General features: G+C 57.6%; 25 protein-coding genes. 7 read left to right on the top strand and 18 right to left on the bottom strand.

Going from position 1 to position 20,175, the window contains the following annotated elements; all coding sequences use genetic code 11:
• Positions 1–9 precede the first annotated feature (9 nt).
• The 16 genes from ACR0I8_RS19975 to parC form a co-directional block, all read right to left on the bottom strand.
• Positions 10–474, bottom strand: a complete 465-nt coding sequence (locus tag ACR0I8_RS19975; protein ID WP_170380522.1) for a CBS domain-containing protein — start codon at positions 472–474, stop codon at positions 10–12.
• A gap of 302 nt (positions 475–776) precedes the next feature.
• Complete coding sequence (rplP, locus tag ACR0I8_RS19970) at positions 777–1,190, bottom strand: 50S ribosomal protein L16 (protein WP_058283513.1); 414 nt, start codon at positions 1,188–1,190, stop codon at positions 777–779.
• A gap of 12 nt (positions 1,191–1,202) precedes the next feature.
• On the bottom strand, positions 1,203–1,913 hold the full coding sequence (gene rpsC / locus ACR0I8_RS19965) for a 30S ribosomal protein S3 (protein ID WP_008758042.1): 711 nt from the start codon (positions 1,911–1,913) through the stop codon (positions 1,203–1,205).
• Entirely contained in the window at positions 1,913–2,293 is a 381-nt protein-coding gene (gene rplV, locus ACR0I8_RS19960) for a 50S ribosomal protein L22 (protein WP_039538267.1), read from the bottom strand. Before rplV ends, rpsC begins: the two co-directional genes overlap by 1 nt.
• A gap of 3 nt (positions 2,294–2,296) precedes the next feature.
• On the bottom strand, positions 2,297–2,575 hold the full coding sequence (rpsS, locus tag ACR0I8_RS19955) for a 30S ribosomal protein S19 (protein WP_005980699.1): 279 nt from the start codon (positions 2,573–2,575) through the stop codon (positions 2,297–2,299).
• Between the two features lie 3 nt (positions 2,576–2,578).
• Positions 2,579–3,421 carry a 50S ribosomal protein L2 gene (gene rplB, locus ACR0I8_RS19950; protein WP_120633917.1) on the bottom strand — a complete coding sequence of 281 codons (843 nt, stop codon included), beginning with the start codon at positions 3,419–3,421 and terminating at the stop codon, positions 2,579–2,581.
• A gap of 288 nt (positions 3,422–3,709) precedes the next feature.
• The gene (locus ACR0I8_RS19945) at positions 3,710–4,642 is read right to left on the bottom strand and encodes a YHYH protein (RefSeq protein ID WP_170693133.1); all 933 of its coding nucleotides are present in this window, start codon (positions 4,640–4,642) and stop codon (positions 3,710–3,712) included.
• A 243-nt stretch (positions 4,643–4,885) separates the two neighbouring features.
• The gene (locus ACR0I8_RS19940) at positions 4,886–5,518 is read right to left on the bottom strand and encodes a hypothetical protein (protein WP_170693135.1); all 633 of its coding nucleotides are present in this window, start codon (positions 5,516–5,518) and stop codon (positions 4,886–4,888) included.
• A complete protein-coding gene (locus tag ACR0I8_RS19935; protein ID WP_008757532.1) occupies positions 5,515–5,811 on the bottom strand; it encodes a 50S ribosomal protein L23 in 297 nt (98 codons plus the stop codon). Before ACR0I8_RS19935 ends, ACR0I8_RS19940 begins: the two co-directional genes overlap by 4 nt.
• On the bottom strand, positions 5,808–6,425 hold the full coding sequence (rplD, locus tag ACR0I8_RS19930; RefSeq protein WP_170463489.1) for a 50S ribosomal protein L4: 618 nt from the start codon (positions 6,423–6,425) through the stop codon (positions 5,808–5,810). The genes ACR0I8_RS19935 and rplD overlap by 4 nt, the downstream gene beginning before the upstream one ends.
• A complete protein-coding gene (rplC, locus tag ACR0I8_RS19925) occupies positions 6,422–7,147 on the bottom strand; it encodes a 50S ribosomal protein L3 (RefSeq protein ID WP_008758167.1) in 726 nt (241 codons plus the stop codon). Before rplC ends, rplD begins: the two co-directional genes overlap by 4 nt.
• An 18-nt stretch (positions 7,148–7,165) precedes the next feature.
• Entirely contained in the window at positions 7,166–7,480 is a 315-nt protein-coding gene (gene rpsJ, locus ACR0I8_RS19920) for a 30S ribosomal protein S10 (protein ID WP_008756422.1), read from the bottom strand.
• Between the two features lie 378 nt (positions 7,481–7,858).
• Positions 7,859–8,038, bottom strand: coding sequence for a hypothetical protein (locus tag ACR0I8_RS19915; RefSeq protein ID WP_170693137.1), 180 nt, complete (start codon positions 8,036–8,038; stop codon positions 7,859–7,861).
• Between the two features lie 258 nt (positions 8,039–8,296).
• On the bottom strand, positions 8,297–9,472 hold the full coding sequence (gene tuf, locus ACR0I8_RS19910) for an elongation factor Tu (protein WP_170642526.1): 1,176 nt from the start codon (positions 9,470–9,472) through the stop codon (positions 8,297–8,299).
• A 115-nt stretch (positions 9,473–9,587) separates the two neighbouring features.
• Entirely contained in the window at positions 9,588–10,178 is a 591-nt protein-coding gene (locus tag ACR0I8_RS19905) for a hypothetical protein (RefSeq protein ID WP_170692758.1), read from the bottom strand.
• A 97-nt stretch (positions 10,179–10,275) separates the two neighbouring features.
• The gene (gene parC, locus ACR0I8_RS19900) at positions 10,276–12,624 is read right to left on the bottom strand and encodes a DNA topoisomerase IV subunit A (RefSeq protein WP_170692760.1); all 2,349 of its coding nucleotides are present in this window, start codon (positions 12,622–12,624) and stop codon (positions 10,276–10,278) included.
• 202 nt (positions 12,625–12,826) lie between these two features.
• Here parC and ACR0I8_RS19895 point away from each other — a divergent pair, with 202 nt between their 5' ends.
• The 6 genes from ACR0I8_RS19895 (at position 12,827) to ACR0I8_RS19870 (ending at position 17,247) form a co-directional block, all read left to right on the top strand.
• A complete protein-coding gene (locus ACR0I8_RS19895) occupies positions 12,827–13,453 on the top strand; it encodes an SH3 domain-containing protein (protein WP_480527869.1) in 627 nt (208 codons plus the stop codon).
• A 69-nt stretch (positions 13,454–13,522) separates the two neighbouring features.
• The gene (locus ACR0I8_RS19890) at positions 13,523–14,350 is read left to right on the top strand and encodes an SDR family NAD(P)-dependent oxidoreductase (protein WP_170643739.1); all 828 of its coding nucleotides are present in this window, start codon (positions 13,523–13,525) and stop codon (positions 14,348–14,350) included.
• A gap of 79 nt (positions 14,351–14,429) precedes the next feature.
• Positions 14,430–14,630, top strand: coding sequence for a twin transmembrane helix small protein (locus tag ACR0I8_RS19885; protein ID WP_170380419.1), 201 nt, complete (start codon positions 14,430–14,432; stop codon positions 14,628–14,630).
• A 2-nt stretch (positions 14,631–14,632) separates the two neighbouring features.
• Positions 14,633–15,205, top strand: coding sequence for a cob(I)yrinic acid a,c-diamide adenosyltransferase (locus tag ACR0I8_RS19880; protein ID WP_170380420.1), 573 nt, complete (start codon positions 14,633–14,635; stop codon positions 15,203–15,205).
• A gap of 354 nt (positions 15,206–15,559) precedes the next feature.
• Positions 15,560–16,318 carry an electron transfer flavoprotein subunit beta/FixA family protein gene (locus tag ACR0I8_RS19875; protein WP_170692762.1) on the top strand — a complete coding sequence of 253 codons (759 nt, stop codon included), beginning with the start codon at positions 15,560–15,562 and terminating at the stop codon, positions 16,316–16,318.
• Complete coding sequence (locus ACR0I8_RS19870; protein WP_170380422.1) at positions 16,318–17,247, top strand: electron transfer flavoprotein subunit alpha/FixB family protein; 930 nt, start codon at positions 16,318–16,320, stop codon at positions 17,245–17,247. Before ACR0I8_RS19875 ends, ACR0I8_RS19870 begins: the two co-directional genes overlap by 1 nt.
• Positions 17,248–17,306: 59 nt before the next feature.
• Here the strand turns inward: ACR0I8_RS19870 and ACR0I8_RS19865 are convergent, their stop codons facing one another.
• Positions 17,307–18,134, bottom strand: a complete 828-nt coding sequence (locus ACR0I8_RS19865) for a DUF6473 family protein (RefSeq protein ID WP_480703542.1) — start codon at positions 18,132–18,134, stop codon at positions 17,307–17,309.
• Positions 18,135–18,307: 173 nt separating this feature from the next.
• Between ACR0I8_RS19865 and ACR0I8_RS19860 the strand changes: the two genes are divergently transcribed.
• Complete coding sequence (locus ACR0I8_RS19860; protein ID WP_170380423.1) at positions 18,308–19,183, top strand: 3-hydroxybutyryl-CoA dehydrogenase; 876 nt, start codon at positions 18,308–18,310, stop codon at positions 19,181–19,183.
• A gap of 74 nt (positions 19,184–19,257) precedes the next feature.
• Here ACR0I8_RS19860 and ACR0I8_RS19855 read toward each other — a convergent pair whose 3' ends face one another.
• The gene (locus tag ACR0I8_RS19855; RefSeq protein ID WP_170380424.1) at positions 19,258–20,157 is read right to left on the bottom strand and encodes a lysophospholipid acyltransferase family protein; all 900 of its coding nucleotides are present in this window, start codon (positions 20,155–20,157) and stop codon (positions 19,258–19,260) included.
• Positions 20,158–20,175 lie beyond the last annotated feature (18 nt).

Here is a 20,175-nt window from a genome sequence, read left to right as displayed (position 1 = left end):
CTTTAGGGGTTAGCTCAGCGCGTGATCAATCAACGAGTTCGGGCTGACAGAGCCGACGAAGCGATTGGTCTCGGGTTCCACGAGGAAAACGTGGCGTTTGAATTTGTGGATCAGGAAAATACCTTCCATCACCGGCGTGTCGGGTGCGAGAACTGGGATGTTGGCCGGGTTCGACATGTGATCTCCGACCCGCTCTTCGTGCAAGCGCTTGATCTGTTCGCTGATGTCTTCCTTGGTCAAATCCATAAAGCTGAGATGGCTGATCGCAACGCGCGAGGTCTCATCGCTGACACCAATACGGGCCGCGCGCGGCAGGATCATCTTGATCAACGTGGGTGCAGTGAAAACGCCTTGGAAGCTACCGTCATCCCCCACCACCGGCAAGAACCGGGCGCGGCTGTCGCGGATGATCTCAAACGCCTTGGCGACTGTATCATCGGGATGAATTGTCTTCTGTTTTTCAGGGGGGACCATGACGTCCCGGCAAGTAAGGCCCATACGTGTCCTCGGTCTTTCAGCGGGGTTTCAGAGCCAAGGCACAGTTCGTGCTCAAGCCGTATCGGAGTAAGATCGACCCAAGCTCTGATTGAGAAGGTTTTGCGAGCGCTTCTTTTCACCAGATGAGAGAATATGCCACCCCTGAGCCCCATCTTTTTTGCAATGCCGGTATTGAATCTCGGAATTGGGCGCCTAGCGGGTTTGCGAGAGGCCACAAACGAAAAAGCCCCCACCGATTTCTCGGCGGGGGCAATTCTGTTCGGGTTTCCCCGGACTGTTTACCAGTCTTCGCGAACCACGACGCGAGTCTTGATCGGCAGCTTCATCGCGGCCAGGCGCAGGGCCTCACGGGCGATGTCGTCATTGACGCCGTCGATCTCGAACATCACGCGGCCAGGCTTGACTTTGCATGCCCAGCGGTCGACCGAACCTTTACCTTTACCCATACGAACTTCGATCGGCTTTGCAGTGACCGGAGTGTCGGGGAAGATGCGGATCCAGACGCGACCCTGACGCTTCATGTGACGCGTCATGGCACGACGTGCAGCTTCGATCTGGCGTGCAGTTACACGCTCAGGCTCAAGAGCTTTCAGGCCGTAGGTGCCAAAGTTCAGATCAGAGCCGCCCTTGGCGAGACCCTTGATCCGGCCTTTGTGCATCTTGCGGAATTTAGTACGCTTTGGTTGAAGCATATCTTTCCCTCCTTAGCGACGACCGCCACCAGCACCACGAGGTGCAGGGCCGTCCTGGAGTTCCTGTGCTTTACGGTCACGTGCCTGCGGATCGTGCTCCATGATCTCACCTTTGAAGATCCAGACCTTGATCCCGATGATCCCGTAGGGGGTCATCGCTTCGGCATGTGCGTAATCGATGTCGGCACGCAGAGTGTGCAGAGGCACGCGGCCTTCACGGTACCACTCGGTCCGTGCGATTTCGGCCCCGCCCAGACGACCAGCGACGTTCACCCGGATACCCAGGGCGCCCATGCGCATGGCGTTCTGAACCGAGCGCTTCATTGCGCGACGGAACGAAACACGACGTTCCAGCTGCTGAGCGATGGACTCGGCAACCAGCTGCGCGTCAAGCTCGGGCTTGCGCACTTCGACGATGTTCAGGTGCAGTTCGCTGTCGGTCATACGAGCAAGCTTTTTGCGCAGAACTTCGATGTCTGCACCTTTCTTGCCGATGATGACACCGGGGCGTGCAGTGTGGATCGTAACGCGGCACTTCTTGTGCGGACGTTCGATGATCACACGGGCAACACCGGCCTGCTTGCACTCTTTGTTGATGAACTCACGGATCTTGAGGTCTTCCAGCAGAAGATCACCGTAGTCCTTGGTGTCGGCGTACCAGCGGCTGTCCCAGGTGCGGTTGACCTGCAGGCGCATGCCGATCGGATTTACTTTATGACCCATTAGGCTTGCTCCTCAACTTGACGCACCTTGATGGTGATCTCCGAGAACGGCTTCATGATCTTGCCGAAACGGCCACGGGCACGCGGACGACCGCGCTTCATGACCAGGTTCTTACCAACCCATGCTTCGGCGACGATCAGCTCGTCAACGTCCAGGTTGTGGTTGTTTTCGGCATTCGCGATTGCGGACTGCAGGCACTTCTTGACGTCCTGCGCGACACGCTTGTTCGAGAAAGTCAGGTCGGTCAGAGCCTTCTCAACTTTCTTGCCGCGGATCATTTGCGCAACCAGGTTCAGTTTCTGCGGGCTGGTGCGAAGCATGCGGGTTTTCGCCATTGCTTCGTTTTCAGCCACGCGGCGGGGGTTCTTTTCCTTGCCCATGACTTACTTCCGCTTCGCTTTTTTGTCTGCGGCGTGGCCATAATAGGTGCGGGTCGGCGAGTATTCACCGAACTTCTGACCGATCATGTCTTCCGAGACGTTGACGGGAATGTGCTTCTGGCCGTTGTACACACCAAAGGTCAGACCCACGAACTGGGGCAGAATGGTGGAACGACGCGACCAGATTTTGATGACTTCGTTGCGGCCCGACTCGCGCGCTGCTTCGGCTTTTTTCAGCACGTAAGCATCGACGAAAGGACCCTTCCAAACAGAGCGAGACATGGATTAACGTCCCTTCTTCTTGGCGTGCCGCGAGCGGATGATCAGCTTCTGGGACGCTTTGTTCTTGTTGCGGGTACGCTTACCCTTGGTGTCCTTACCCCACGGCGTAACCGGCGTACGGCCACCCGAGGTACGACCTTCACCACCACCGTGCGGGTGATCGATCGGGTTCATTGCAACACCACGAACCGACGGACGCACGCCCTTGTGGCGCATACGACCGGCTTTACCGAGGTTCTGGTTCGAGTTGTCGGGGTTGGACACGGCACCGATGGTGGCCATGCATTCCTGACGGACCATGCGCAGCTCGCCCGAGCTCAGACGGATCTGAGCGTAGCCGCCATCGCGACCAACGAACTGAGCGTAAGTACCGGCCGCACGTGCGATCTGACCGCCTTTGCCAGGCTTCATCTCGATGTTGTGGACGATAGTACCGATGGGCATGCCCGAGAACGGCATTGCGTTGCCCGGCTTGATGTCGGCTTTGGCGGATGCCACAACCTTGTCACCAACAGCCAGACGCTGCGGAGCCAGGATATACGCCTGCTCGCCGTCTTCGTATTTTACCAGTGCGATGAATGCGGTCCGGTTCGGGTCATATTCGATCCGCTCGACGGTTGCCGCGACATCAAATTTGTTCCGTTTGAAGTCAACGATCCGGTAGAGACGCTTTGCGCCACCGCCGCGGCGGCGTGAAGTGATCCGTCCGGTGTTGTTCCGGCCGCCCGATTTGGTCAAACCCTCTGTGAGAGACTTGACCGGACGTCCTTTCCAAAGCTCCGAACGGTCGATCAGCACCAGCCCGCGCTGGCCCGGCGTCGTCGGCTTGTACGACTTGAGTGCCATGCTTTCTGTCTTCCGTTTAGCAAGTGCAGGGGATTTCCCCGCTATGTGATAGGCCCCCGTAGGTGCCAAGGGTATAGGGCCCCGAAGGTCCCCGGTTACAAATATCAGAGGCCCCGGAACGAATCCGAGGCCGCAAGATTGGGAGCGTGTAACAGGGTTGGGGGTGGGTGTCTATAGGGGGCGGCGGATTCTTTCAAGCTAGCCAAGTGCATGCTGCAAATCTCGATAACACTCGTTTTTTTACCGGCGGCGCCACAGATTGGACCGTTTTAGACAGCCGTTGCCATATCACTTTCGGAACGATGGGTTGGGAGTTCCTGTGTAGCAATTCAGAATCCATGGATACGAGCTTGTGACATAGTACCCGTATTGACCATCAACGGTCATACCATTGCATTCATCCAGATCTCCATTGCCTGTGAACTCATAGTCTTCAATGTAAGTGCCATCCGGCATACCACCCGGGCCGTTCGGCGGTTTTGGCCTCTCTGTCGACTTCAACTCATAGCCCGAGATGGCCGCTCGAATTTTCCCATCGCTATCCTCGAAGATTGTTCCGAATATCGGGAAACCGTCTGACGCAAAACCGATTACTGGAGAAGGCGCATCGAACTGTCGGTCATTGAACAGTGCGTTCGGGTTCGAATGGTAGTGATACCTGCCATCTGGCTGTGTATGCGCATTATGTAAATCAACCCCAAAGTACTTATCGTAAGATGGCGGATCGATCAGCCAGGGGTCGCGGATGGTACAACCAGCAAGCACGTTGCCGTTTTTGTCAGCTCGGGGAGCATCTGGTCGATAGCAACCTGCCGAAAGCAAATCCACAGGTACGCCATTCAACAATATGGCGTTGTATGCCTGTTGGCCGAGGGGACTCGGGTTTGTAGCCTTTTCTGGCTTTCGCGTAATTTGGAATTCACTCAACAAAGGACGAAAGTCATTGGCAAAACGTGCTGTCGCACCATTGAAGTCATGGTTGGGTGTCCCATTCGTAGCAATTGTACAAGTCTCGTTGTCGGCGTCTATCTTGACTTGTGCCTCGTAGGAGGTGCCCTTTTGGATATCTTCGACGTCCGCTTTGTAGCTACCAATGTAGTCAGCGCAATCGCCTGATCTGCTGGTCAGAATGGCATTCTTAATGTCGGTTGGAGCTGATTCCTGCGAAAAACAGGGAAACGGCAAGGCCAGGGCAAAAACGCAAAAGACAGACAATCTCAATTTCGATACCTCCACGAACTGGTGGTGACACTTCTCAGGTTCTTATGACATTGTATTTGAAACTTATTGTTGTTGTATCATCTTTCTGGGTTCAGCGCTCTGTGTGCGTAGAGCAGAGGTCCTTGCGTCGCAGATAACTATCAAGACGCAATAACAAGTCGATTTGATCGTTTCTGTTGCATACGCAGATTCCGGTATCGCAGCGGTGTCTATCGATCACACAACAAAGGCTTCACCAAGTACTCACCCCAAAGACCGTCTGCGGCACAGCGGCTCGGACTCCACCGCGATCCTCTGCTTGAGTTTGATATGCCCCAGCACCTCGCGAAAGGCGCGGTGTTTGGGTTTGCCTTCCAGATAATCCGCCAGTTTGAGCAGGTTGATCGGGTGCTTCGCAATCAACGCCTCAATCCGCTGCACGGCCTCGTCCAACTCATAGTGATCCACGTACTGACAGGCCACCTGCGTGGGCGTCAGCAGGCAGTAATCCTGCGGGCGTTTCTCAGTATAGCGCGCGATATCGAAAGGCGACGCGCCGAGGGCGTGAAACTTGGGGATGTGCACGCGCATATCAGCCTCGGCGTGCTCCAATACCGAGCCGGAGGTCTGGCGGAACCCCAGCGGACCAAGCTTGCCGACCACATGCTTGCGCATCGCCGGAGAGATCATGTCCGCATCCGCCCGGTCATATTTCAGATCATCGAACACCGACAGCAGCCCCAGCGTTTCATCGGCAATCTGGAAATAGGGCTCGGCGCTGAACGCCCGCATTTGCTCCAGCACCCGCGCACGCACAGTTTCAGGGTCCGAAACGAAATCGGCCCCGGCGGGTTGAACCGCCGAGGCCGTGAATAGTCGCAGTAAGCGTCGGATCAAAGACCGGTGCTCACGTCGATTGTGTTGCCCTCTTCCAGGGTCACATATGCTTTTTTGACGTCTTTCCGACGGCCCAGCTGGCCGCGGAACCGCTTGACCTTGCCTTTGGTCACGGTGGTGTTCACCGCTTTGACCTTCACACCAAACAGCGCCTCAACGGCCTCTTTGATCTGCGGCTTGTTGCTGTCGATCGCCACTTCAAAGACAACCGCGCCGTTCTCGGACGCCATGGTCGACTTTTCGGTGATGATCGGCTTACGGATCACGTCGTAATGTTCTGCCTTCGCGCTCATTTCAGACGAGCCTCCAGTGCTTCGACAGCCGCTTTGGTGAGCACCAGGGTGTCACGCTTGAGGATGTCATAGACGTTTGCGCCCATCGTCGGCAGGATATCCAGACCTTCGATGTTCTTGGACGCTTTCAGGAACCCTTCGTTCACGGTCGCGCCGTCGATGACCAGAGCACGTTTCCAGCCCAGGTTTGCAACCTGTTTGGCCAGAGCAGCAGTCTTGCCTTCGGCTTCGGCGTTCTCGATCACAACCAGTTCACCTGCCTTGGCTTTGGCCGACAGAGCGTGGCGCAGGCCAAGCTTGCGGAACTTCTTGGGCAGATCGTGGCCGTGCGAACGCACGACGGGGCCTTTGTAGATACCACCACCACGGAAGATCGGCGCGTTGCGGTCACCATGGCGTGCGCCACCGGTGCCCTTCTGGCGATAGATCTTCTTGGTCGAGTAGCTGGTTTCCGAGCGGGTCTTGACCTTGTGGGTGCCGGCCTGCGCGTTGTTGCGCTGCCAACGGACCACACGGTGCAGGATGTCCGCACGCGGCTCGAGACCGAACAGATCGGCGTTCAGCTCGATGTCGCCGGCTTTGCCGCCGTCCAGTTTGATTACATCAAGTTTCATGCTTCACCACCTTCCGCGGGAGCTTCTTCCGCAGGTGCTTCGGTTGCAGCCGATTTCACAGCAGCCGGGAAGGGCAGGCCTTCCGGTGCTTTCTTCTTCACGGCGTCCTTGACGGTGACCCAGCCCGATTTCGGTCCGGGAACGGCGCCTTTGATGAAGACCAGGTTCCGGTCGGCGTCGGTTTTGACGACTTCCAGGTTCTGGGTGGTTACACGGGCAGCACCCATGTGACCGGCCATCTTCTTGCCTTTGAACACCTTGCCTGGGTCCTGACACTGACCGGTCGAACCGTGCGAACGGTGGCTGATCGAAACACCGTGCGAGGCGCGCAGACCGCCAAAGTTCCAGCGCTTCATCGCACCGGCAAAGCCTTTACCGATCGAGGTACCCGAAACGTCAACTTTCTGACCTTCCAGGAAGTGTTCTGCCGAAATCTCAGCGCCCACATCAATCAGACCATCTTCGGAGACGCGGAACTCGGCCAGCTTACGCTTGGGCTCAACCTTTGCGGCGGCATAGTGACCGCGCATGGCTTTCGAGGTGCGTTTTGCCTTGGCAGCACCGGCGCCCAGCTGAACGGCGGTGTAGCCGTCTTTGTCAGCGGTACGCTGTGCAACGACCTGCAGGTTGTCCAGGTGAAGAACGGTCACAGGGATCTGCTTGCCGTCTTCCATGAACAGCCGGGTCATGCCGACTTTTTTTGCGATAATACCAGAGCGCATAATCTATACCCTCCGATCTTACGACTGCAGTTTGATCTCGACGTCCACACCAGCAGCGAGGTCGAGCTTCATCAGCGCGTCAACGGTCTGGGGGGTCGGATCAACGATGTCGAGCAGACGCTTGTGCGTACGGATCTCGAACTGGTCGCGGGATTTCTTGTCAACGTGAGGGCCACGGAGAACCGTGAACTTCTCAATCTTGTTCGGCAACGGGATCGGGCCGCGCACGTTCGCGCCGGTCCGCTTGGCAGTGTTGACGATCTCTTGCGTGCTGGCATCCAGAACGCGATAGTCAAATGCCTTCAGCCGAATACGGATATTTTGGCTTTGCATATTAACAGCCTTTTTTAGGCGTTGAGGTTGAGAGGAGGACAGACGCGCATCGCCAACCCTCTTCGAACCCAAAAGGCGGGAATCACCCCGCCTTGACGTTCTTATCGAGAACTCGCGCGTATTAGTGGGGTTGGTGGGGTTTGGCAAGGGGTTTGTTGGCTTTGTCCCACCTCAAAGAGCGACACGACCCAGTACCAAGAACTGATCTTCAGGACCAACTTCGCAACAAGAACGCGCTAAAGAACTATGGGCGAGGTATACAGCCTACATGCGACAATTGAGCAGTCAGAGAAAACCGACTTGGTCTGGAAGGTTTTCACCCCACGCTACAGTGAATACGCTGATTGACGACACAGGTTCTGGACGTGCTTTAGCGCTTCAGATTCTGTTAGGCTGCTCGGCAAGCCGGACGTCGAACCGCTTACGCTCGCGGCTAAACTCACTGATATCACAGTCGATTTCTTGGTCGTCGTCACTAAGGATAGCGGCACGCATGTCCTCCAGATCCTTGCTGTGAAGGATTTGCGTTCCATAGTTCAAGAATTCAAAACCTAACATGATTTCCTCCTGATTGCCTCAGCGGATCGGCCTGCGCACGCCCCGCTTTTTGTTTCAGATCACATGTGGGTTTCCTGTCTTTGGGTGAGGTGGAGTTTGGATTAAGAAACCTCAATCCGTTTTGCCCTTAGCGACGGCGAACTTTCCAAGCGTCATCTCGGTTCGAACACGTTTAGGCCCACCTCGGAACCGTATAGCTCAAACGAAAAAGGGCGTCCTGAGGGACGCCCTTTCCGTCTGATCATTCGCTTGCGCGACTTATTCAGTGATTTTCGACACAACGCCGGCGCCGACGGTGCGGCCGCCTTCGCGGATCGCGAAACGCAGGCCCTGCTCCATCGCGATCGGCGCGATCAGCTCAACGCCGAACGACACGTTGTCGCCAGGCATGACCATCTCGGTGCCTTCCGCCAGGGTCACGGTGCCGGTCACGTCAGTGGTCCGGAAGTAGAACTGAGGACGGTAGTTCGCGAAGAACGGAGTGTGACGACCGCCTTCTTCCTTGGTCAGGATGTAGGCTTCGGCTTCGAACTTGGTGTGCGGTGTAACCGAACCCGGCTTACACAGAACCTGGCCACGCTCAACGCCGTCACGGTCAACACCACGCAGCAGTGCGCCGATGTTGTCGCCTGCTTCACCGCGGTCCAGCAGCTTGCGGAACATTTCAACGCCGGTGCAGGTGGTTTTCGAAGTGTCGCGGATGCCGACGATTTCGATTTCGTCACCAACGTTGATCACGCCACGCTCAACACGGCCGGTCACAACGGTACCACGGCCCGAGATCGAGAACACGTCTTCGATCGGCATCAGGAACGGCTGGTCAACAGCACGCTCAGGGGTGTCGATGTACTCATCAACAGCCGCCATCAGTTCCTTGATCTTCTCTTCGCCGATTTCAGGCTTGTTGCCTTCCATCGCGGCCAGAGCCGAACCTGCAACGATCGGAATATCGTCGCCGGGGTATTCGTAGCTGGACAGCAGTTCGCGAACTTCCATCTCAACCAGTTCCAGCAGCTCTTCGTCGTCAACCTGGTCAACTTTGTTCAGGAACACGACCATCTTCGGGATGCCAACCTGGCGGCCCAGCAGGATGTGCTCGCGGGTCTGCGGCATCGGGCCGTCAGCGGCGTTCACAACCAGGATCGCGCCGTCCATCTGAGCGGCACCGGTGATCATGTTCTTGACGTAGTCGGCGTGGCCGGGGCAGTCAACGTGCGCGTAGTGGCGGTTCTCGGTCTCGTATTCCACGTGGGCCGTCGAGATGGTGATGCCGCGCGCTTTTTCTTCCGGCGCACCGTCAATCTGGTCATACGCTTTGAAGTCACCAAAATATTTGGTGATCGCTGCGGTCAGCGTCGTCTTGCCGTGGTCAACGTGCCCAATCGTGCCGATGTTGACGTGCGGTTTTGTACGCTCAAACTTTTCCTTTGCCATTCCTCAGGCGCCCTTTTGCGATTTGGGGGACCCTTGGTCCCGTGGTTACATCTGCGCGCGCGAGATATTTGGTTCAAAGGGGAAAATCAAGCACATCCTGAGGGAAATGCGCCGATCACGCCGGATTTTGCGTGAGCTCGCTCGTTTCCAGCGGCTGGATCAGGTCCGGACGCCGGTCAAACCAACCATTGTCCTTGTGTTCCTCGGCCAACCACTCTTCGACTCGGTCGGCAACTTTCAGGGCAAGACCGCTCATCTGCTCTTCTTTGGTGCGGGTATTGCCCGAACCTGTCAGAGCGCTCTCTCCGGTCGTGTCTTCCAAAACTTGGAATTGCTTGCCCTTGGCGAGGAATTCTTTCTTCTTAACATCGTAGACATTGACCAGAACAATCGCCGTGCTTTTGGGATTGTAGATGACGGGAATGCCCGGAGGCGCCAGCATGTAGCCTTCGAGGCTGATACCGATATCGTATTCCTGTGCGCCTTCATAACGGCCGAGACGGATATCGACCGCGTTCTGAATGGCGTTTTCCCACTCTTTTGGAGTCGCATCGCGAGAAACCGGTCCTTGGCGGGCTTTCTCAGCGAAGGCGTAGTTTACGCGTAGCTTGAATTCCCCCAACGACTCAGGTTCCTCATATACTTGCGTCTGCGCGCAGGCGCTCATCAGGGCAAGTCCAGTAATCAGGGTCAAAATGCGCAGCATGATCTCGTCTCGATAGGCCTGTTTTTCTTTGATCTAGCGCACCGATACGGCATGTGCCAAGCCGTATCGGCGGATTTCACCCGAAACCCTCGTCGGGTCACGAGAATTTATAGTCGCGCGGGAAGCCATAAGGAGGCTTTTTCCCAACGCTGGCGCGTTTGGCCAGCCATTGGGACATATCCGCCTCGTGCCGGGTTTTGTCGCCGCCCATGGACCACTTGAGCCCTTCTTCCCAGTTAAAGGTGGTGATGTCGGACAGGCCGCCATCCAACTCCAACGTGCCCTGTCGGCCGCGCGCCATATTGTATTTCTGCAAACGCACGCCTTTGCCTCGGGTCATCTCTGGCAGCTCTTCAGTCGGGAAGACGAGGAACTTGCCATTCTGCGAGACTACTGCGACGTGATCGCCATCGACCGGTTTACAAATCATCGCTGTCTCGTCCCCTTTGACGTTCAGCACCTGTTTCCCGTTGCGGGTCTGCGCCAGCACGTCATCTTCAGGCACCATGAACCCGTTACCCGCGTCCGAGGCCACCAGCAGCTTGCGCCCCGGCTTGTGGATCAGGATGTCGATGATCTGTGCCTCGTTCGGCAGATCGACCATCAGGCGGAGCGGTTCCCCCATGCCGCGCCCGCCGGGCAGGTTGGCGGCGCTGACGGTGTAGAATCGCCCGTTCGATGCGAACACCAGCAACCGATCCGTGGTTTCCGCATGGAAGATGAACCGGGGGCCGTCGCCATCTTTGAACTTCAATTCGCGCTTGAGGTCGATGTGGCCGGTCATGGCTCGAATCCAGCCCATCTGAGAACAGACCACTGTGATCGGTTCCTTGTCGATCATCGCCTCAAGCGGCACTTCCTCCACCTGTCCAGCCTCGGCAAATTGCGTGCGACGCGCGCCGCCCTCGTAGTCTTTGCCGAAGGTCTTCTTGGTCTCTTTCAACTGCTCGGCGATCTTGGCCCATTGCAGAGCGGGATCGGCCAGTAGGTCTTCGAGATTGGCGCGCTCCAGCATCAACTCGTCGCGTTCGCGGACCAGTTCCATCTCTTCCAGTCGACGCAGGCTGCGTAGGCGCATATTGAGGATGGCGTCGACCTGAACTTCAGACAACTCACCCTCACCCGGTTTGGGTGTAATGTAGTCGGCCTCGTCAGTGGCGCGGACGTGGTCGATACCCCAATCCTCGCGCATCAGCGCGGCTTTGGGGTCGTCGTCGTAGCGGATGATGTCGATCACACGGTCGAGGTTGAGGAAGGCGACGATAAAGCCCTCCAACACCTCCAACCGGTGGTCGATCTTCGCCATGCGGTGACGCGAGCGGCGGATCAGGACCTCTTGCCGGTGATCGAGGAAGGCGCGCAGCACTTCCTTCATCGAGCAGACCTTGGGCGTCACCCCGTCGATCAGCACGTTCATGTTCAGGCTGAACCGCACCTCAAGGTCCGAGTTGCGATAGAGCATCCCCATCAGCACCTCGGGGTCCACGTTCTTGGAACGCGGCTCAAGGATCAGACGGATGTCATCGGCGGATTCGTCGCGCACATCGGCGAGGATCGGGATTTTTTTGGTCTGGATCAGCTCGGCGATCTTTTCGATCAGCTTAGATTTCTGAACCTGATACGGGATCTCGGTAACGACGATCTGCCATTGGCCGCGGCCCAGATCCTCGACTTCGAACTTACAGCGCAGCCGGAAGGACCCGCGCCCCGTGCGATAGGCTTGCGCGATGTTCTCGGGCGGCTCAACGATCACGCCACCGGTCGGGAAATCCGGGCCGGGCACATAGTTCAACAGAGTGTCGTCGCGCGCATCCGGCGTTTTGATCAGATGCAAACACGCGTCACAGAGTTCCGAGATATTGTGCGGTGGGATATTCGTCGCCATGCCCACGGCAATACCGCTGGCACCATTCGCCAATAGGTTCGGAAACTGCGCGGGTAGCACGACCGGTTCGGTCAGCGTCCCATCATAATTGTCACGGAAATCAACGGCGTCTTCGTTCAGACCTTCCAGCAGCGCCTCGGCCACGATAGTCATCCGCGCTTCGGTGTATCGCGAAGCCGCGGGGTTATCGCCGTCGATATTGCCGAAATTCCCCTGCCCGTCGACCAGCGGGTAGCGGACGTTGAAGTCCTGCGCCAAACGCGCCATCGCGTCGTAAATCGCGGCGTCACCGTGAGGGTGATAGTTACCCATCACATCGCCCGAGATCTTTGCGGACTTCCGGAAACCTCCGGTTGCACTGAGTCGCAGTTCCCTCATCGCATAGAGGATTCGCCTGTGAACCGGTTTCAAACCATCACGCGCATCTGGCAGTGCCCGGTGCATGATGGTGGACAGCGCATAGGTCAGATAGCGCTCACCAATTGCGCGGCGTAGGGGTTCGGCTACCTCGCCCCCATTGTCAGGGGCCTCCATGTTGGGGTCGTCGATCGTATCGTTCATATATGATGTGATACGACGCAAGCGCCGCTTGGTAAAGCAACCAAGACTTATTTTACTGGGGACAAGTCGCGCTTTTTGCAACAGGGGGAGACAACCCACGGATTTCCCCCATTTTTCGACTCCCGCCTCGAAATATGCTATGGTCTCATGAATTAAACTGCTGCCAATTCTTGTATTTACGATTTCTTCGGGGGGAAGCGTCATGACGCGCCTGATACTTGTTACTTTTGTCGCCCTTGGCTGGGCCTTCTACGTCATGAGCGGAGGCCCCGATTTCGAGCCGCGCGGCCTGCGCAGTGACAATCCGCAGCGTATGGCGGCCACGTTCGAACCTGCACCCAAGGCGACGCCTCCGGCTGCCGCACCGGTTGAGGAGTTGGTGACCCGCGCCGCAGTTCAACCCATCCCTGTTATTGAGTTTATTGCAGAACCAGAACCTGTTCTGGGTGAGGAAGAAACCAAGGCGCTTCTGTCTCAGGTTGCAGCCGGACTGCAGGCGAATCCGTCCCTGTTCGAAGATCAGGATGTGACGCTGACGCTGGCCTCGCTGGAAGGCGGCGTAGCGGCGATGCAGCAAGTCACAACCGATGCCGAACCTGCTGTGTCACCTGTCACAGAGCCCGAAAAGGACATCCGAGAAATCTCTGGCACTCGCGTCAACATGCGTGACGGGCCGGGCACGATCTATCCCATCATCGGTAAGGCCACGATCGGACAACGGGTCGAGGTCCTGAGCGATTCCGGCACGGGTTGGTTGCGCACACGCGTGTTTCCCGGGCAACAGGTCGGATGGATTTCGGCATCACTGGTCCGCAAAACCACAAACTGACGTCCGGGCGTCATTGCCCTGTTTCCTCTCGCAGCCTAGGTGTTGGGGACGTTGAGGTTCGGGGCCATCATGCAGAAATCAATTCTTATTACCGGCTGCTCGTCCGGCATCGGCCTGGATGCAGCACACGGTATGCGTGCACGCGGTTGGCGCGTCTTTGCCTCGTGCCGCCAGCAGCGTGATTGCGACAGGCTGCGCGCGCAGGGATTTGAAAGCCCACGAATCGACTATCAGGACACAGACAGCATCACAGCCGGACTGGCCGAGGTTCTTGAGGCCACCGGAGGCACTTTGGACGCCCTGTTCAACAACGGGGCGCACGGACTGCCCGGCGCGGTCGAAGATGTTCCGACCAACGGTTTGCGGTTCATCTTCGAATCGAATGTCTTCGGCTGGCACGAGCTGACGCGGCAGGTCATTCCCGTCATGCGTGAACAGGGTCATGGGCGCATTGTCCAGAACTCCTCGGTTCTGGGGTTGGTCGCGTTCCCCTGGCGCGGCGCCTATGTCGCCACCAAATACGCGATCGAAGGTCTGACCGACACGATGCGCCTGGAACTACGCGGCAGCGGCGTCAAAGTCATCCTGATCGAACCCGGTCCAATCACGTCGAAAATCCGCGAAAAGGCGATCCCGGTGTTCGAGCGGTTCGTGGATTGGGAGAACTCGGTCTTGCGTGACAGGTACGAGGCGTCGCTGCTGAAACGGCTCTATGAAGGCTCTGGCCCGGACACGTTCGAACTGCCTGCCTCAGCGGTGACCAACAAGCTGGCACATGCGGTCGAAGCGAAACGGCCCAAGGCGCGCTATTACGTGACGACTCCGACCTATATTGCGGGCTATTTGCGGCGAATTCTGCCAACAAAAGCCATCGACCGAATCCTGTCAGACATCTGAGGCAAAATTTCCCGTTCGCTTTTGGCCCTGCAGGCGCTAGATCAGGCGCACCCAAAGAAAAAGCGGACGGTGACTGACGATGGACCCTTTGATGGTCGTTTTGCTCCTGGCGATGGCGGCGGTTGTCGTCGTGCTGACCCTTGGCATCGCAAATTTCGGAAAAAGCGGCATGGATGCCGCCAAGAAGAGCAACAAGATGATGCGCCTGCGCATCCTCTTTCAATTCATTGCCGTATTGCTGATTGTGCTTTACGTCTTCCTGCGCGGACAAGGAGTTTGAAGATGGTCGTTCTGAACAAGATCTACACGCGCACAGGCGATGACGGGAAAACCGCTTTGGGCAATGGCGAACGGGTTGCAAAATACTCGGGTCGCGTGGCCGCATATGGCACGGTTGATGAGCTGAACGCCTTTGTCGGCGTCGCCCGGACCGAAGCCGAGGGCGAAACTGACGCCGCGCTGGCCCGCATTCAAAACGACCTGTTCGATCTGGGGGCTGATTTTTGCCGCCCCGACATGGAAAAAGACGCAGAGGCCGACTACCCGCCGTTGCGCATCGCGCCTGCCCAAATCGACCGGCTAGAGGCTGAAATCGACGCGATGAATGCCGATCTTGAACCGCTGCGCAGCTTCATCCTGCCCGGCGGCTCGGCTTTGGCGGCGCATCTGCATGTCTGCCGCACCGTCTCACGCCGGGCTGAGCGTCTGGCGGTTGAGCTGACCAATATGGAACCTGTCAACGAAGTCGCGGTCAAATACCTGAACCGTCTGAGCGATTGGTTCTTCGTCGCCGCCCGCTGCGCCAACAACAGCGGCAAGGATGATGTCTTGTGGGTTCCGGGCGCGAACCGCTGAAAGCGGCGGGACGTCCAGTGGACGTCCCGGCGACCGGAAGGGCGGAGCCCTGGTTTAGAAGGCAGGCGCAACGTGTCGTCTACTCGGCGCCCGGGTCACCAAAATAATCAATCTACTAAGTTCAGCTGGGCGGGTTGGCGACAACGACCAAGTCCTTCCGACCCCACCATCGTCGGCCAACCGTCAAAAAATCTCTGCCCCCTATTCGTGAAAAAACACAAAACGCGACGTCTCAAGCCCATGACGTGACGATTTTGCTCTGTTGTCGATGAGATTGAGTCGCTATCTAGTCCCGCGAGAGCATTGGTGGAGTCGCGACGCGGCTTGCCGTTTTTGTAAGGAGCGAACGCAAAAATGAAGGTACTTGTGCCTGTCAAGCGCGTGATTGACTACAACGTTAAGGTCCGTGTTAAGGCGGATGGTAGCGGTGTTGATCTCGCCAATGTAAAAATGTCGATGAACCCGTTCGACGAGATTGCAGTTGAAGAGGCGATCCGCCTGAAAGAAGCGGGCAAGGCTGACGAAGTCGTTGCTGTTTCGATCGGTGTGAAGCAGGCGCAGGAAACACTGCGGACTGCTCTGGCCATGGGTGCCGACCGCGCGATCCTGGTTGTTGCTGCGGATAACGTCCACACGGATATCGAGCCTTTGGCCGTCGCAAAAATCTTGGCCAAAGTGGTCGAGGAAGAGCAGCCAGGCATCGTTCTGGCGGGCAAGCAGGCGATCGACAACGACATGAACGCCACCGGCCAGATGCTGTCGGCCCTGCTGGGCTGGAGCCAAGGCACCTTCGCGTCCGAGCTGGACATCGAAGGCGACACCGCCAAAATCACCCGTGAGGTTGACGGCGGCCTGCAGACCATCAACGTCAAGATGCCGACCATCGTGACCGTTGACCTCCGCCTGAACGAGCCGCGCTATGCCTCGCTGCCGAACATCATGAAGGCGAAGAAAAAGCCGCTGGATGAGAAAACAGCCGCCGACTACGGCGTCGACGTCACTCCGCGTCTGGAAATCGTCAAAACCGATGAGCCGCCGGCCCGTGCCGCTGGTATCGTCGTCGGCTCGGTTGATGAGCTGGTCTCGAAACTCAAAGAAGCGGGGGCTGTGTAATGGCTGTACTTCTGCTTGCCGAAGTCAACAACGGCGAACTGTCGCTGGACGCCACTGCCAAGGCCGTGTCCGCTGCGAAATCGCTGGGTGATGTGACCGTTCTGGCCGCGGGCGGTTCTGCCGCTGCTGCCGGTGAGGCTGCTGCCAAGATCGACGGCGTGTCCAAGGTTCTGGTTGCTGAAGACGAGTCGCTGGGCCACCGCCTGGCGGAATCGACCGCAGCGTTGATCGTGGGTCTCGCCGATGGCTATGAGCACATCGTTGCCCCTGCCACCACCGACGCCAAGAACGTCATGCCGCGCGTTGCTGCGTTGCTGGACGTGATGGTGATCTCGGATGCGTCTGGCGTGGTTGACGGCTCGACTTTTGAGCGTCCGATCTATGCAGGCAACGCGATCCAGACCGTCAAATCGAACGACGCCAAGAAAGTCGTCACCTTCCGCACCGCTTCCTTTGATGCGGCAGGCGAAGGCGGTTCGGCTGCGGTTGAGACCATCTCGGTTGGCGAAAACCCCGGCCTGTCGTCCTGGGTTGAGGACAAGGTTGCCGAGAGCGATCGTCCCGAGTTGACCTCGGCTGGTGTTGTTGTTTCGGGCGGCCGTGGTGTCGGATCGGAAGAAGACTTCAAATTGATCGAAACCCTGGCCGACAAGCTGGGTGCCGCTGTTGGCGCGTCGCGTGCCGCCGTGGACTCGGGCTATGCCCCGAACGATTGGCAAGTGGGTCAGACCGGCAAGGTTGTTGCACCGGACCTGTATGTCGCTGTCGGCATCTCGGGCGCGATCCAGCACTTGGCTGGTATGAAGGACTCGAAGGTCATCGTTGCGATCAACAAAGACGAAGAAGCACCGATCTTCCAGGTTGCCGACTTCGGTCTGGTTGCGGACCTGTTCCAGGCCGTACCCGAACTGACCGAGAAACTCGGCTGATCGAACAAAGCGATTACTTGGAAAACCATTGCAAGGCCCGCCCCACCGGCGGGCCTTTTTCAATGCAAATCCCGGATCGAACGGGAAAGAGTTTCTGCGATCCGACGATGGGTCGCCGGGCCGATCATATGTTCGGCCATAGGCTGCTGAAGGGTCCCGAACAGCATATCCTCCAACTCATCCGATTCGCCGGAGATCCGGACTGACATCGAAACGACATCCGCACTGTACAGCCTCAGTGCTTCCATCATCTCGGTATCAACAAAGACGGGTTCACAGCCCAGCGGCCCGGCAACCTCATGGGCGATTTCGCCATCAAACTGCAGGTTCAGCAAAACGACCGGAGGCCGGATCGCTTGTAGAAAAACGCCGAGGGTTTCCACCCACTTTTTGCGAAGTTCGTGGGTGACGATTTCGAAGCGTGCGTCCGAATAGGAATGCAGCAACCCAAGCAGGTGACGCACGAAATGTACATCCGTGAAATCCACCTCGGGGTAGAGCGTCAGCAGGTCCGATGTTGGAGATAGAAACCGGTCATTGCGGCGCGGATGAACCCGGTAGAAGCGATTCGATTGCCCCAGTGCCCCCGGCAATTGCAGCACACATAGATCGGACTTATTCGCCAGTTCAACCAAGGTGGAATCACCGCACAGCGCATCAACCCCACAAAGAAGACTGCCGAAGTTGACGCACTTGCGGTCCAGCAGACCTTCGAGAATCGCAGCATAGGGGTGTTCGACGAAGCGACCAAAGGTCTCGTCCCCTCCGATGCAGGCCAGATAGGAGCCGTTCAACGCGCGCGATGGCCCCCGGAATCGCAGTTTTGACGCCCCATACTGACAAATGCTGTCTTCGGGCACAGCTGCGCCCGTTTGATGATAGCTCATATCACTCACCCAATTTTTCACCCGGTTGCCATCTTGCCGTCGCAAGTCTTGCGAAATTGCTAATGCGCGGATTTGAGGCAAATTTGACCGGTCCGCAGACCTCGGATGCCTCTTGCCGCCCGCCCCAAACTGCCGGTAATGTCGCGGCGAGCTGAGAGCAGAGGCACCAGAGCATGGAAATCAAATCGGTCGGAGTGATTGGCGCAGGCCAGATGGGCAACGGGATCGCGCATGTTCTGGCGTTGGCGGGCTATGACGTTCTGGTCAACGACGTCAACAAGGACGCTTTGGACAATGCCATAAAGACGATCGAAGGCAATCTGGCGCGTCAAGCATCCCGCGGGAAGATCTCGGACGAGGCTGTGCAAGCCGCTTTGGGGCGGATCACCACCACGCTGGAATTGCCACGTCTGGGCCAGACCGATCTGGTGATCGAGGCCGCGACCGAGCGTGAGACGATCAAGCAGGCAATCTTTGAGGATCTGCAACCGCATTTGCTACCGCATACGATCCTGACCTCGAATACATCCTCGATCTCGATCACACGTCTGGCCAGCCGGACCGACCGGCCAGAGCGGTTCATGGGGTTCCACTTCATGAACCCAGTGCCCGTCATGCAACTGGTCGAGCTGATCCGAGGGATTGCCACCGACGAAGAGACCTATAACGCCTGTAAGGCCGTTGTCGACAAACTGGGCAAAACCGCCGCCAGCGCCGAGGATTTCCCGGCATTTATCGTGAACCGTATCCTGATGCCGATGATCAACGAGGCGGTCTATACGCTCTATGAAGGTGTGGGGAGTGTTCAATCCATCGACCAATCGATGAAGCTGGGTGCCAATCACCCGATGGGGCCTCTGGAACTGGCCGATTTCATTGGGCTCGACACCTGTCTGGCCATCATGAACGTGCTGCATGATGGGCTTGCGGATACCAAGTATCGCCCCTGTCCGCTGCTGACGAAATATGTCGAGGCTGGATGGCTGGGGCGTAAGACCCAGCGTGGATTCTACGACTATCGCGGCGACGTGCCGGTTCCGACGCGCTAAAAGGGGGCCAGCCCCCTCGCCCGGATTTCATCCGGTCTCACCCCCGGGATATTTTAGCCAGATAAAGGAGCGGATCAGCGCTTTGCTATGCCGCCCAAAGACATCGTGTGGTTTCGCAGCCACGCCATGAAACCGCGCGGGTCGCGTTCGAGCAGCTGCATGTCTTCGCCCGAGATCGGCTCTCCGATCACCGGGGATTGGGGCTTGTTACAAGAGCGGACGATCTCATGCAGCAACAGCCCCTGCCGTAGGATCGGCGAGAGTTTGTTGGCGATCTGATAGGCGCGCGAGTTGCGGCCGGGGAAGTAAATCGGCACCACGGTCGCGCCTGAACGGCGGATCATCTTGGCGGTGAAGACGTTCCATTCGCGTTCAATTGCCGGCCCGAACCAATCATCCGAGGACATAACCACACCCGAGGGGAACAGGGCGACCACGCCACCCTCTTTCAGGTGGTCCATCGCCTTGGTCCGCATTTCCAGCATTTTGGTTTGCGCTTCGGGATCATGCGGGAAGGGAACGGGGATCATGAACGAGGTCGCGGCCTCATCCAGGCCAGTCAGAACTGAGCGAGTCAGGATACGGTAGTCGCTACGGACACGTCCAATAAGCTCGGCGAAAATCATGCCGTCCACCATGCCATGAGGATGGTTGGCAACAACGACAACGGGACCGGTTTTGGGAATACGTGCGATCTGTTCCTCAGGCGTGGTGAGGGTGATCCCCATCGTCTTGAGCGCCCCACCCCAGAACCGCTGGCCACGATACTGCTCGTTTTTCTTTTCAAATTTATTGACCATCCGCAGAATGGTCAGCTTGCCGGTACACCATTCAATGGCGCGGATTGCCGTCGCGGTCCAGGCATCGTCGAACGAATTGGCATAGGTCAGCGTTCTACGGTCGTAGATCTCGCCCTGATCTTCGGTCCCGTCGACAACGGGGCCTGTCTTGGTGTCGTGCGTTGTTTCCGCCAATTCCTGGTCTTCCCGTTC

This window comes from Ruegeria sp. BG9 (genome assembly GCF_056538305.1).
The sequence above is the reverse complement of the archived record's forward strand: the minus strand, read 5'-3'. Positions and strand labels throughout refer to the sequence as shown.